The sequence below is a fragment of the Rhizobium sp. SRDI943 genome (assembly GCF_057653695.1).
The window spans coordinates 31,374-43,515 of record NZ_CM172787.1 but is presented as its reverse complement, the minus strand read 5'-3'; the positions used below and the strand labels follow the sequence as shown (position 1 = coordinate 43,515).

Sequence of the window (12,142 nt, the reverse complement as noted above, 5' to 3'; positions counted from 1 at the left end):
TAGCGCGCCATGTTCATGGAAAAACTGGTTCGCGAAACCGAGCGCCTCTCGCTCATCTGCTCCATGCTCGATACGATGCGGCGCGCCGATAAGGACCGCAACGCGCGCGGCTGGACGTCGCCGATCGGCATGCTGAAAATCACCCGCTGCTGCGCTGTGATCTCGGAGCTCGGCACCTCGATTGCCAAGGCCGGCTATCGCGAATGCGACAGGCAGGCGCTCGAGGAGATCATGCGCGAGACACGGCAGGTGCTGCATTTGCTGAATGCGCGGGCCGCCGGCTGACGATTCCGGGAAAGCCTGAGGATTCCGGGAAAGCCCGCGCCCTTGCGTCAAAGCGCCGTCGCCTCTTGCGGCGAACCAACACCATTTCGCCAAATTTAAACGTTCTTGCAGTATGAAGGCCCGTGTCAATCGCCGGGCAAAGGGGCTATAGCGCATGCAGACGAAACAAGCGGCAGGCCGTGAACCGGCAGTCCGGCATGAACAGGAAACCGCCCCGGCGATAGCGATGCGCGACCTCGATTTCTCCAATATCCTCGACGTCGAGCTCTTGCAGAAGCAGTGTGACGCCGTTGCCGAGGCCAACCGCAACCGGCCCGACGTCCTGCGCGCCGATCTTCTGGCGGTGCTGAAGAAGGCGAGCACCGAAGGCCGGCAGAAGGCGCGCGAGGCACTGATGGCCGACGGCGGCGGGCTCAATTGCGCCTACCGGATTTCCTGGCTGCAGGATCAGATCACCACCGTCCTCTACAATTTCGCCACCGCCCATATCTTTCCGCAGCAGAAGGACAAGTTCGCGGTCACCGCCGTCGGCGGCTACGGCCGCGACACGCTGGCGCCGGGCTCCGATATCGACCTGCTGTTTCTCTTTCTGCCGAGGCCGGCGGAAGAGACGCACAAAGCGGTCGAATTCATGCTCTACGTGCTCTGGGACATGGGCTTCAAGGTCGGTCACGCCACCCGCACGGTGGAGGAATGCATTGCGCTTTCCAAGTCCGACATGACGATCCGCACCGCCATCCTGGAGATGCGCTACATCTGCGGCCTGCAGCGGCTGGAAACCGAGCTCGAGTCCCGCTTCGACAAGGAGATCGTCACCGGCACCGGGCCGGAATTCATCGCCGCCAAGCTTGCCGAGCGCGACGAGCGCCACCGCAAGGCGGGCGACACGCGTTATCTCGTCGAGCCGAACGTCAAGGAAGGCAAAGGCGGGCTCCGCGACCTGCACACGCTGTTCTGGATCTCGAAATATTATTATCACGTGCGCGACCAGGCGGAACTGATCAAGCTCGGCGTGCTGTCCAAGCACGAGTACCGCCTGCTTGAGAAAGCCGACGACTTTCTCTGGGCGGTGCGCTGCCATATGCATTTCCTGACCGGCAAGGCCGAGGAACGTCTGTCGTTCGATATCCAACGCGAGATCGCCGAAGCCTTCGGCTATCACACCCGCCCGGGCCTTTCGGCCGTCGAGCGCTTCATGAAACACTATTTCCTCGTCGCCAAGGATGTCGGCGATCTCACGCGCATCCTTTGCGCCGCGCTTGAAGACCAGCAGGCGAAGTCGATCCCGGGCCTCACCGGCGTCATCAGCCGCTTCACCCATCGCAACCGCAAGATCGCCGGCAGCGTCGAATTCGTCGAAGACCGCGGCCGCATTGCGCTCGCCGACCCCGAGGTCTTCAAGCGCGATCCGGTCAACATCATCCGGCTCTTCCACGTCGCCGACATCAATGGGCTGGAATTCCATCCGGACGCGCTGAAACGCGTTACCCGCTCACTCGCCCTGATCGACACCAGCCTGCGGGAAAACGACGAGGCCAACCGGCTGTTCATGTCGATCCTGACGTCGAAGCGTGATCCGGCGCTCATCCTGCGCCGGATGAACGAGGCCGGCGTGCTCGGCCGCTTCATCCCCGAATTCGGCAAGATCGTCGCGATGATGCAGTTCAACATGTATCATCACTATACGGTCGACGAACATCTGATCCGCACCGTCGACATTCTCTCCGAGATCGACAAGGGGCGCGCCGAGGATCTGCATCCGCTCGCCAACAAGCTGATGCCCGGCATCGAGGACCGCGAGGGGCTCTATGTCGCCGTTCTCCTCCACGACATCGCCAAGGGCCGCCAGGAGGATCATTCGATTGCCGGCGCCCGCGTCGCCCGCAAGCTCTGCGCCCGCTTCGGCCTGTCGCAGAAGCAGACGGAAATCGTCGTCTGGCTGATCGAAGAACATCTGACCATGTCGATGGTGGCGCAGACCCGCGACCTCACCGACCGCAAGACCATCACCGATTTCGCCGACCGCGTGCAGTCGCTCGACCGGCTGAAGATGCTGTTGATCCTGACGATCTGCGATATCCGCGCCGTCGGTCCCGGTGTGTGGAACGGCTGGAAAGGCCAGCTTCTGCGCACGCTCTATTATGAAACCGAGCTGCTGCTCGCCGGCGGCTTTTCGGAGGTCTCCCGCAAGGAACGCGCCAATGCTGCTGCCGAGGCGCTGCATTCGGCACTCGCCGACTGGAGCCAGAAGGATCGCAATACCTATACCAAGCTGCACTACCAGCCCTATTTGCTCTCCGTGCCGCTGGAAGACCAGATCCGTCACGCCCATTTCATCCGCCAGTCTGATAAAGCGGGTCAGGCGCTCGCCACCACGGTGCGCACCGACAGTTTCCACGCGATCACCGAGATCACCGTACTGTCGCCCGACCATCCGCGACTGCTCGCCGTCATTGCCGGCGCTTGTGCTGCGGCCGGGGCCAACATCGTCGATGCGCAGATCTTCACGACATCGGACGGGCGGGCGCTCGACACGATCCATGTCAGCCGCGAATTTACCGACGATGCCGACGAACTGCGCCGGGCCGCGACGATCGGCCGGATGATCGAAGACGTGCTGTCCGGGCGCAAGCGGCTGCCGGAGGTCATCGCCACACGCGCGCGCAATCGCAAGAAGAGCAAGGCTTTCGTCATCCCGCCGTCGGTCAACATCACCAACAGCCTGTCGAACAAGTTCACGGTCATCGAGGTCGAATGCCTCGACCGGCCGGGACTGCTGTCGGAGATCACCGCCGTGCTGTCCGACCTGTCGCTCGACATCCAGTCGGCCCGCATCACCACCTTCGGCGAGAAAGTGATCGACACCTTCTACGTCACCGATCTGGTCGGCCAGAAAATATCCGGCGACAGCAAGCGCGCCAACATCACCGCCCGGATGAAGGCCGTCATGGCCGAGGAAGAAGACGAGCTGCGCGAGCGCATGCCCTCCGGCATCATCGCACCCGCCGCCACCGCCCGGACCCCGCCCGCCAGCGAAAAGAAGGCCGGTTCCCCCATATGAGCCTGAACGCATGAGCCCCCACGCATGAGCCTCGTCAAGAAATTCGCGACCGTCGGCGGCGCCACCCTCGGCAGCCGCATTTTCGGCTTCGCCCGTGAAACGTTGATGGCTGCGGCCCTCGGCACCGGACCGATGGCCGACGTCTTCTACGCCGCCTTCCGCTTTCCGAATCTCTTCCGCCGGCTGTTTGCCGAGGGCGCCTTCAACGCCGCCTTCGTGCCGCTCTTTGCCAAGGAGATCGAGGCGAACGGCACGGATGGCGCCAAGCGCTTTTCGGAAGAGGTCTTCGGCGTGCTGTTTTCGGTGCTGCTCCTCATCACCATCGTGATGGAGCTTGCCATGCCGCTCTTGGTGCGCTTCGTCATCGCGCCGGGCTTTGCCGACGATCCCGAAAAATTCTCGATCACGATCCGCATGGCGGCGGTGATGTTTCCCTATCTGATGTGCATGTCGCTAACGGCAATGATGAGCGGCATGCTGAATTCGCTGCATCATTTCTTCGCCGCCGCCATCGCGCCCGTCTTCCTCAACGTGGTGATGATCGGGGCGCTGTTTTATGCGCTCTATACCGGCGCCGATCCGCTGGCGACCGCCTGGTATCTCTCCTGGGGCGTTCTTGCCGCCGGCGTGCTGCAGCTTGCCGTCGTCTATGTCGGCGTACTTGCGGCCGGTATGAGCATCGGCTTCCGCTTCCCGAAGATGACGCCCAATGTCAAGCGGCTGCTGATCCTGGCGGTGCCGGCTGCGGTGACCGGCGGCATCACCCAGATCAATCAGCTGATCGGCCAGGCGATTGCGTCGTCCCGCGACGGCGCGATCGCAGCACTGCAATATGCCGACCGTATCTATCAGCTGCCGCTCGGGGTCGTCGGCGTCGCCGTCGGCGTGGTGCTTCTGCCGGAACTGGCCCGGGCGCTGAAGGGCGGCAACCTGCGCGAGGCCGGGAACCTGCAGAACCGCTCGATCGAATTCGTGCTGTTCCTGACGATCCCTGCCGCCTTCGCGCTCTGGATCCTCTCCGACGAGATCATCCGCGTGCTCTACGAGCGCGGCGCCTTCCATCAGGAAAACACCGCGGTCGTCGGCTCGATCCTGGCGATTTACGGCATCGGCCTGCCGGCCTTCGTGCTGATCAAGGCGCTGCAGCCCGGTTTCTATGCCCGCGAGGACACCAAGACGCCGATGCGTTTTTCGGCCATCGCGGTTGCGACCAACTGCGCCACGGCGCTCACCCTCTTTCCCTATATGGGCGCGCCCGGCATCGCGGTTGCCGAAGCCACCGCCGGCTGGATCAGCACCGTGCTGCTGTTCGCCACACTTTTGCGCCGCGGCCACCTGACATGGGAATGGGCACTGGCAAAGCGCACGGCCCTGCTGATCGTCGCCGCGGCCGTGATGGGCGCGGCCATCGTCTTCCTCAAGCAATATTGGGCGCCATCGCTTGCTTCCGGCGCGCCGCTTCTCACCAAGATCGGCACCCTTGGGCTGCTGATTGCGATCGCCATGCTGATCTATTTCGCCGCCGCCTTCCTGGTTGGCGGGGCAAATCTCGGCATGATCCGACGTAATCTGAACCGCAAGCCGGCGCCGGCAAAGGACGGTTGAGGCCAGTCGTAACTACCGTGACTCTGGCTAGTTGATGGCTGTGGCTTGGGACCAGACCACCATCCATCGTCCGTCATGCCGCTCATAAGTGTCAGTGTGCCAGTAGTCGTTGAGGGCGACTTTGTGGCCGCCGAAAACAACCTCCAGCTGAGCACGATACCGAAGAACGGCGACACCGTCATAAAGCCGCACGGCAATGTCAGCGGGCCGCCAGGTCAGGTATTTGATCTGCCCGGAGGCGATCGCACCTAGATATTCTTCCTTTGAAAGCGTGGCACCGATTGGCGTTATCAGCTGGAAGTCTGGAGCGTGAAGCTGTTGTGCCCGAACAATATCGGCGTTGATCAGGGCACGCAGCCTCGCGTGCTCCGTCTCGCGAAGAAGGTTGGCCTCATTGGCCGGCGAGAATGCGTCGACGGTCGGGATTGTCATGTCCGTTCTCCAATTGAAAGCAAAAGCTATTTGAATCTACGCATCGTGCTAGGCCGGCACCAATCCCAAGTCGATGAGGCTTTGGGCGCTGGCGCGGATGCATTGCTCTTCTGGACGTGAGCGCCACCCGAGGACGCGGTGGGCTTTTGCCGCACTGACACTGAGGTCGCGATTGAGCTCATGAACAATGGTTCGTGCATCGGGGTCGGATTGCGCCATGACCCTGACGATCTCGTCAGAGACTTCGCCGGACGGCAGGCGGGAGGCATGGTCGGGAAAGGAATGGGCAAGAATGGCCACAAGGTCCTTGAGCCAGAAAAACCGTCCACCGATGATGAACCGTTGGCCGCCGGCAGCAGGATCGGTCATCGCTCGAATGTGGGCATCGGCGGTATCACGCACATCCACGACGGAGAAGCCAAAGCGCGGGATACCGTTGAATCGTCCCGTCATCAAATGGTGGATCAATCCAACAGACGTCCCGAAATTCGGCCCGAGCAACGGCCCGAGGATGACGCTTGGATTGATCACGGCCAGATCGAGCGTCTTAGATTTGTAATAGGGCGTCGCCCGCGGGCTTTCCGGGTCGGTCCAATTCTCTTCGGTAAAGGGCGCCCGCCCGTCGCCATGGTTGGTGGCAGCTATGGAGGATGTCAGAACAACACGTTTGACCCGTGCCCGATGCGCCTCGCGAAGCACGCGCAACGCACCATCGCGGGCTGTCTGGATCAATGCATTCTCATTTTCGGAATATCCCGGCGGGAAAGGTGATGCGGTGTGAATGACATAGTCGCATCCTTCGACGGCCGCAGCCCAACCGCCATCGCTGTCAAGATCGGCCTGCACCAAACTGAGGTTTTCCAGTTGCCCGTCGGTGTGCGCTCCAAGACGACCGACTATCGCAGCGCTTGTACCGATGCTGCGTAGGCTTCCTCTGACCCGATACCCCTGCTTGAGCAACTGCAGGGCAATGTGGCCTGCGAGAAATCCGCCAATGCCGGTCACCAGTACGGTGGCATCATTAGAATTATCTGACGTGATACTCACGGGTATCTCCTGACTGCGCACCGATGCGCCTTCATCGACTTAGACAGATATACATTATTTGTCTACTCGTCGTTTGACAGAATGGTCACAAAATGCCAGTCTGTCCAAATGATGCAGAATGATCGGAAAATCGCCCAAATTCTGGATGCTGCCCTGCCGGTGTTCGTGCGTTTCGGCTTTCGAAAGACTTCGATGGCCGACATTGCGCGCGCCGCAGGAATTTCGCGAGCATCGCTCTATCTGAGCTTCAACAGTAAGGAAGAGCTTTTCCGAGCCGGTTCCAGGCGAGCGCATACTCGCGCACTGGATGAGGTGGGAGCGGCTCTGGCAGGACAGGGAAACGCGTTTGACCGAATGGAAATGGCCATAGCAGTGTTTCAGCGAGAGTTAATCGCCCCTTTTGGCGGCAGCCCCGATGCAGAAGAGCTGTTTGCCGCCAATATGGCCTTGGCTGCGGATATCACGCTCGACGCGCGGACACGGCTATTGACTATGCTGACACAGACGCTGGATGCTGCTGCGGAAGCTAAGGAAATCGATCTCGAACCACTGCAGGCCTCGCCTATCCAACTGGCCAATATCATGATGGCTGCAATGGATGGGATCAAACACGCGCAATGGAACGGTTCCAGCCTCGATGACGATACAAAACTATTCATGCGCCTCTTGCGGGTGGCGGTGACGTCGCGGAGCGGCCAATAGAGTTGGTCGCGGCAGGTCTCTTCGCCGCCACCGAATCGGCGATCCTTAAATTAGAATGGGAAAAGGCGGACCCGGTGATTCCTCAGCAATCCACCCATCGTCGCTGCGGTCCGACGTCGACATGGATGATGCCGTTGCAATAGCTGCCGATGCCGCCGATGCCCGGCGCGCTTCTTGCGGCAGCTATGATCGTGCGCTCCGACAGGCCGGGCATCCTGATATCGGCCGCCAGACATTTTCCATGTAGGGACCCATGGCGGCGGGGATGCGGCCTGTGGCCCGAGGTGATCACAGGGCGTCGGCCGGTCGTCGCAGCAATATGCGACAGGACCGCTCGCAGGCGCCCTGGAAAGCAGCCGGCACGAACGCTGACGGTCTGGACCGTGTAGGCGAGACGTGCCTGATGTTTTGCAAGATGAACGGCATGCCTTTTCATATCTTGACCGACGGCACCCGTTGCTGATTGAAAGGCGAAAAGGCCTGCTATGGCGAGCAAAATTGCGTTCTGCATGGTCTCTCCGATCGGCGACCGCGGCAGCCCCATCGGCGCCGGCACCAGGCGCAGGATTTTCGGTTCAAAAAAAGCTTTTTTGTGAAATTTTATACTCAATTATGAGTAAGGCAGTTGATCAATTCGGCTTAAAATCCGGGGAATTGCCGCTCACAACTGGAATAAACATCTCAAACGCGAGGCAACCCATGACGATCCAGTCTCTTTTCCTCGTCACTCTCGTGGTCGACGATTACGACCGCGCCAAGGCTTTTTATTGCGATGGCCTCGGTTTCGATTGCCTTCAGGACGAGCTGCAGCCGAAGGGCAAGCGCTGGGTGGTGGTGAAGCCGAGGGGTGGGGATGGAGCCGCCTTTCTGTTGGCGCAGGCGGCAGACGAGACGCAGCGCGCGGCCATCGGCAATCAGACCGGCGGACGTGTCGGCTTCTTTCTGAAGACCGACGATTTCGCCCGCGACCATGCCGCGATGCGGGCAGTCGGCGTTCGCTTTCTGGAAGAGCCGCGTCACGAGGTTTACGGCACGGTGGCGGTTTTTGCGGATCCCTACGGCAACACTTTCGATTTGATCCAGCACACGGCTGCCTGAACCCCTTGATTGCGACCGGTTGCCCGTGCATAAGCCGCGGCGTTAGCAACATGGGCGCAAAGCCCTGCTGCATTCTGCAGCAATTTAAACTGTGACAGCGTGGGCCCTCCACCAGCCTATTGAGGACGACATGAGCGAATTCAAGAAACTCGTATTCTCCGGCGTGCAGCCGACCGGCAATCTGCATCTCGGCAATTATCTCGGCGCGATCCGCCGGTTCGTGGCGCTGCAGGAAGGCAATGACTGCATCTACTGCGTCGTCGACATGCATGCGCTCACCGCCCAGCTCGTGCACGAGGACATGCCGAGCCAGACGCGCTCGATCGCCGCCGCCTTCATCGCTGCCGGCATCGATCCGGAAAAGCATATCGTCTTCAATCAGTCGGCCGTGCCGCAGCATGCCGAACTCGCCTGGATCTTCAACTGCGTCGCCCGCATCGGCTGGATGAACCGGATGACGCAGTTCAAGGACAAGGCCGGCAAGGACCGCGAGCAGGCCTCGCTCGGGCTCTACGCCTATCCGAGCCTGATGGCCGCCGACATTCTCGTCTATCGCGCCACCCATGTGCCTGTTGGTGAGGACCAGAAGCAGCATCTGGAGCTTGCCCGCGACATCGCGATGAAGTTCAACCTCGACTATGCCGAGCATATCAGCAGGACCGGTTACGGCGTCGACATCACCGTCGGCAACGAGCCGGTGCATGCCTATTTCCCGATGGTCGAGCCGTTGATCGGCGGGCCGGCGCCGCGCGTCATGTCGCTGCGCGACGGCACCAAGAAAATGTCGAAGTCGGACCCTTCCGATCTCTCGCGCATCAACCTGATGGACGACGAGGACGCGATCTCGAAGAAGATCCGCAAGGCCAAGACCGATCCTGACGGCTTGCCGAGCGAGATCGACGGGCTGCAGGGCCGTCCGGAAGCCGACAATCTGGTGGCGATCTATGCCGCACTCGCCGACAAGTCGAAGGCGGACGTGCTTGCCGAATTCGGCGGCCAGCAATTCTCCGTCTTCAAGCCGGCGCTGGTCGACCTGGCGATCAACGTGCTCGCACCGATCACCGGCGAAATGCGCCGGCTGATGGATGATACCAGCCATATCGACGCGATCCTGCGCAAGGGCGGCGAACGCGCAAGGGCCCGCGCCGAGGTGACGATGCAACAGGTGCGCGACGTCATCGGCTTCCTGTATTGAGATAAATCTCCTCTTCTCTCCACCGTGGGAGAAGGGGACCTTCCCCTGGGGAGAAGGGGGCCTTCCCCCGGGGAGAAGGGGATTTCTTCTCGGGCACCAGGGCAAAAACTGGACTTGCAAATTTTCCCCTTCAGGTGTCAGAGTCCGCGCCATGGTATCGAAGCGACTCTCACGGCTCGAAGGTCACCGCCGCAAATTCATGGCAGTGATCGACGGCACACCCGAATGCCAACGCGCCGTTCATTATGCCGGCCGGCGCGCGAAGAATTCCAATGGCGGGCTAGTGCTGCTCTACGTGATCCCCGATGGGGATTTCCAGCAATGGCTCGGCGTCGAAGAGATCATGCGGGCCGAAGCGCGCGAGGAAGCCGAGGCGGTGGTTGCCAAGATCGCCCAAATCGTGCGCGAGACAATCGGCATCGAGCCTGAGGTCGTGATCCGCGAGGGCGGTGCTGCCGAACAGATCAATGCCGTGATCGAGGAAGACCGCGATGTAGCGATCCTGGTTCTGGCCGCCGGTTCGGCGAAGGAAGGTCCAGGGCCGCTGGTCTCCTCGGTCGCCGGCCGCGCGGCGGCGTTTCCGATCCCGGTCACCGTGCTGCCGGATACGCTGACCAACGAGGAAATCGACGCCCTCTGTTAGCGAAACATGCGAGCGGTTTTCGGATGAGATCACGCTCTAACTATTTAGATTAGAACAGGATTCTGATTTTAGTCCGACCGGGCCTAAAAATCATCCTGTTCCAGCATTTCTTGAGTACAAGTCTCTTGATTAGAGCCGTCAATCGGCTTATCTTCTTTTGAAGAATTCTAAAGACGGCCGAGACCATGGGCCGGCCGCATGGAGAATCAGATGTTCATTCAGACCGAAGCCACGCCGAATCCCGCCACGCAGAAGTTCCTGCCGGGCAAGGTGGTGATGGAAAACGGCACGGCCGAGTTCCGCAGCACTGAGGAGGCTCAAGCCTCGCCGCTCGCTGCCCGCCTGTTCGAAATATCAGGCGTCACCGGCGTCTATTTCGGCTATGATTTCATTTCCGTCTCCAAGGATAATGCCGACTGGCAACATCTTAAGCCGGCTATATTAGGCTCGATCATGGAGCACTTCATGTCCGGCAAGCCGGTCATGGGCGATGCCTCCATCCTTTCCGAAGACGCCGATGCCGGCGACGAATTCTTTGACGAAGGCGATGAATCGATCGTGCTGACCATCAAGGAGCTTCTGGAAACCCGCGTGCGCCCAGCCGTTGCCCAGGACGGCGGCGACATCACCTTCCGCGGCTTCAAGGACGGCAAGGTCTATCTGAACATGAAGGGTTCCTGCGCCGGCTGCCCGTCTTCGACGGCAACGCTGAAGCACGGCGTGCAGAACCTGCTGCGGCATTTCGTTCCGGAAGTGCAGGAAGTGATTGCCGCTTAAAAATCCTAAATTCGTCCGGCCGTTCATCTCGGGTTCGGCCGAACGGATTTATCGATAGGCGACACTGGTTTATTCGGAAATTGATGGCATGATCATTCTGGCGCTCGACACGGCGGGTGTGGACTGCGCTGCCGCCGTCTTTGACAGCGGCAGGAATACGGTGCTGGGGGAGGCATCGGACATGATCGGCAAGGGGCATGCTGAACATCTGATTGGTATCGTCGATCGCGCACTCGATCAGGCGGGACTGGCCCTTTCGGATGTCGACCGCCTTGCCGTCACCATCGGTCCCGGCTCCTTTACCGGGATCCGTGTCGGCGTTGCCGCAGCCCGCGGTTTTGCGCTCTCCCTGAATGTGCCGGCCGTTGGCATCACCACGCTTGAAGTCATGGCATCAGCCCAGCGCGACAAGACGCCTCATCGCGCCGTGCTGGCGGCGATGGATGCCAAGCGGGACGAAATCTACCTCCAGTCCTTCGCAGCCGACGGTTCGCCCCTCGACGCGCCACGGGCAGTCAGCGTTGCGCAAGCGCAGGCATATGCTGCCGGCTTCGACGGCGAGATTACCGGTTCGGCGACGCCCCTCCTCAAGGCCGACGCCGGCGGCGATCATACCAACAGATTCCCGATCTCCATCGTGGCGCGCCTGGGCGCTGCCGCCTCCCCCGATTCCGGAAAGCCGAAGCCCCTTTATCTGCGCGGACCCGATGCCAAGCCGCAGGCCGGGTACGCAATTGCGCGACGAGTATGACGATGCTGGAAGCCTATCTGACGCTGAAACCGGAATTCGAGATCATCGCCATGGAGCGCGAGGATTGCCGCGATGTTGCCATCCTGCACGGCGAGCGCTTCGCCCGCCCCTGGGGCGACGGTGAATTTCACGGCCTGCTGATGCAGGATACCGTCTTCGGCTTCGTCGCGCGCCAGACCAATGCCATCCTGAAAAAGCCGCTTCCGGGGTTCATCCTTGCCCGCCATGTCGCCGGCGAAGCGGAGATCCTGACGATTGCCGTGCAGGCGAAGGTCGCCCGTGCCGGGCTTGGCTGGCGGCTGATGCAGGCGGCGATGCGGGAAGCGCGGTCGCGCGGCGGCGAGAGCATGTTTCTCGAGGTCGATAACGGCAATACGGCAGCGCTTGGCCTCTACCGCAAGCTCGGCTTCGAAAAGGTCGGCGAACGTCAGGGTTATTACAAACAAGAAAACGGCGCCCTCTCCACGGCGCTTGTCATGAAGCGCGTTCTTCGGTAGTTCCCTGGCAGCGAGATAACATGCGGGCTGGCGCAAATGCCGTGCGGCG

The 12,142-nt window shown here is 61.0% G+C and carries 13 protein-coding genes; 10 read left to right on the top strand and 3 right to left on the bottom strand.

Features of this window, described 5'->3' with window-relative positions; translation table 11 throughout:
* Positions 1-9: 9 nt before the first annotated feature.
* From AC245Y_RS00230 to murJ, 3 genes are all read left to right on the top strand, one after another.
* Complete coding sequence (locus tag AC245Y_RS00230) at positions 10-285, top strand: hypothetical protein (protein WP_003544896.1); 276 nt, start codon at positions 10-12, stop codon at positions 283-285.
* A 154-nt stretch (positions 286-439) separates the two neighbouring features.
* Positions 440-3,346 carry a [protein-PII] uridylyltransferase gene (locus AC245Y_RS00225; RefSeq protein ID WP_017995873.1) on the top strand — a complete coding sequence of 969 codons (2,907 nt, stop codon included), beginning with the start codon at positions 440-442 and terminating at the stop codon, positions 3,344-3,346.
* Between the two features lie 24 nt (positions 3,347-3,370).
* Entirely contained in the window at positions 3,371-4,951 is a 1,581-nt protein-coding gene (gene murJ / locus AC245Y_RS00220; RefSeq protein WP_003544894.1) for a murein biosynthesis integral membrane protein MurJ, read from the top strand.
* A gap of 27 nt (positions 4,952-4,978) precedes the next feature.
* On the opposite strand, the gene AC245Y_RS00215 is transcribed toward murJ, so the two are convergent.
* On the bottom strand, positions 4,979-5,383 hold the full coding sequence (locus tag AC245Y_RS00215) for a nuclear transport factor 2 family protein (RefSeq protein WP_017995872.1): 405 nt from the start codon (positions 5,381-5,383) through the stop codon (positions 4,979-4,981).
* Positions 5,384-5,431: 48 nt separating this feature from the next.
* Positions 5,432-6,430, bottom strand: coding sequence for an NAD-dependent epimerase/dehydratase family protein (locus AC245Y_RS00210; protein ID WP_026157553.1), 999 nt, complete (start codon positions 6,428-6,430; stop codon positions 5,432-5,434).
* A 108-nt stretch (positions 6,431-6,538) separates the two neighbouring features.
* Here AC245Y_RS00210 and AC245Y_RS00205 point away from each other — a divergent pair, with 108 nt between their 5' ends.
* Positions 6,539-7,132 (top strand): TetR/AcrR family transcriptional regulator, encoded by a 594-nt coding sequence (locus AC245Y_RS00205; protein WP_026157552.1) that lies wholly within the window; start codon positions 6,539-6,541, stop codon positions 7,130-7,132.
* A gap of 82 nt (positions 7,133-7,214) precedes the next feature.
* Here AC245Y_RS00205 and AC245Y_RS00200 read toward each other — a convergent pair whose 3' ends face one another.
* Positions 7,215-7,643, bottom strand: a complete 429-nt coding sequence (locus tag AC245Y_RS00200; RefSeq protein ID WP_017995869.1) for a YcbK family protein — start codon at positions 7,641-7,643, stop codon at positions 7,215-7,217.
* Positions 7,644-7,831: 188 nt separating this feature from the next.
* On the opposite strand from AC245Y_RS00200, the gene AC245Y_RS00195 reads away from it, so the two are divergent.
* The 6 genes from AC245Y_RS00195 (at position 7,832) to AC245Y_RS00170 (ending at position 12,093) form a co-directional block, all read left to right on the top strand.
* Positions 7,832-8,230, top strand: coding sequence for a VOC family protein (locus tag AC245Y_RS00195; protein ID WP_012755784.1), 399 nt, complete (start codon positions 7,832-7,834; stop codon positions 8,228-8,230).
* A 130-nt stretch (positions 8,231-8,360) separates the two neighbouring features.
* Positions 8,361-9,425, top strand: coding sequence for a tryptophan--tRNA ligase (gene trpS, locus AC245Y_RS00190; protein ID WP_017995867.1), 1,065 nt, complete (start codon positions 8,361-8,363; stop codon positions 9,423-9,425).
* Positions 9,426-9,576: 151 nt separating this feature from the next.
* Positions 9,577-10,068 (top strand): universal stress protein, encoded by a 492-nt coding sequence (locus AC245Y_RS00185; protein ID WP_003544884.1) that lies wholly within the window; start codon positions 9,577-9,579, stop codon positions 10,066-10,068.
* Between the two features lie 210 nt (positions 10,069-10,278).
* Positions 10,279-10,845 (top strand): NifU family protein, encoded by a 567-nt coding sequence (locus AC245Y_RS00180; RefSeq protein ID WP_012755783.1) that lies wholly within the window; start codon positions 10,279-10,281, stop codon positions 10,843-10,845.
* 88 nt (positions 10,846-10,933) lie between these two features.
* Positions 10,934-11,596, top strand: coding sequence for a tRNA (adenosine(37)-N6)-threonylcarbamoyltransferase complex dimerization subunit type 1 TsaB (tsaB, locus tag AC245Y_RS00175; RefSeq protein WP_017995866.1), 663 nt, complete (start codon positions 10,934-10,936; stop codon positions 11,594-11,596).
* Positions 11,593-12,093 (top strand): GNAT family N-acetyltransferase, encoded by a 501-nt coding sequence (locus AC245Y_RS00170; RefSeq protein ID WP_017995865.1) that lies wholly within the window; start codon positions 11,593-11,595, stop codon positions 12,091-12,093. The genes tsaB and AC245Y_RS00170 overlap by 4 nt, the downstream gene beginning before the upstream one ends.
* Positions 12,094-12,142 lie beyond the last annotated feature (49 nt).

What these genes read in the sequence shown, in the direction of transcription:
- AC245Y_RS00195 (WP_012755784.1), top strand. Translation starts at nt 7,832, where the DNA reads ATGACGATCCAGTCTCTTTTCCTCGTCACTCTCGTGGTCGACGATTAC.
- AC245Y_RS00170 (WP_017995865.1), top strand. Translation starts at nt 11,593, where the DNA reads ATGACGATGCTGGAAGCCTATCTGACGCTGAAACCGGAATTCGAGATC.
- AC245Y_RS00180 (WP_012755783.1), top strand. Translation starts at nt 10,279, where the DNA reads ATGTTCATTCAGACCGAAGCCACGCCGAATCCCGCCACGCAGAAGTTC.
- AC245Y_RS00215 (WP_017995872.1), bottom strand. Translation starts at nt 5,383, where the DNA reads ATGACAATCCCGACCGTCGACGCATTCTCGCCGGCCAATGAGGCCAAC.
- murJ (WP_003544894.1), top strand. Translation starts at nt 3,371, where the DNA reads ATGAGCCTCGTCAAGAAATTCGCGACCGTCGGCGGCGCCACCCTCGGC.
- AC245Y_RS00185 (WP_003544884.1), top strand. Translation starts at nt 9,577, where the DNA reads ATGGTATCGAAGCGACTCTCACGGCTCGAAGGTCACCGCCGCAAATTC.
- AC245Y_RS00230 (WP_003544896.1), top strand. Translation starts at nt 10, where the DNA reads ATGTTCATGGAAAAACTGGTTCGCGAAACCGAGCGCCTCTCGCTCATC.
- AC245Y_RS00205 (WP_026157552.1), top strand. Translation starts at nt 6,539, where the DNA reads ATGATGCAGAATGATCGGAAAATCGCCCAAATTCTGGATGCTGCCCTG.
- AC245Y_RS00225 (WP_017995873.1), top strand. Translation starts at nt 440, where the DNA reads ATGCAGACGAAACAAGCGGCAGGCCGTGAACCGGCAGTCCGGCATGAA.
- trpS (WP_017995867.1), top strand. Translation starts at nt 8,361, where the DNA reads ATGAGCGAATTCAAGAAACTCGTATTCTCCGGCGTGCAGCCGACCGGC.
- tsaB (WP_017995866.1), top strand. Translation starts at nt 10,934, where the DNA reads ATGATCATTCTGGCGCTCGACACGGCGGGTGTGGACTGCGCTGCCGCC.
- AC245Y_RS00200 (WP_017995869.1), bottom strand. Translation starts at nt 7,643, where the DNA reads ATGCAGAACGCAATTTTGCTCGCCATAGCAGGCCTTTTCGCCTTTCAA.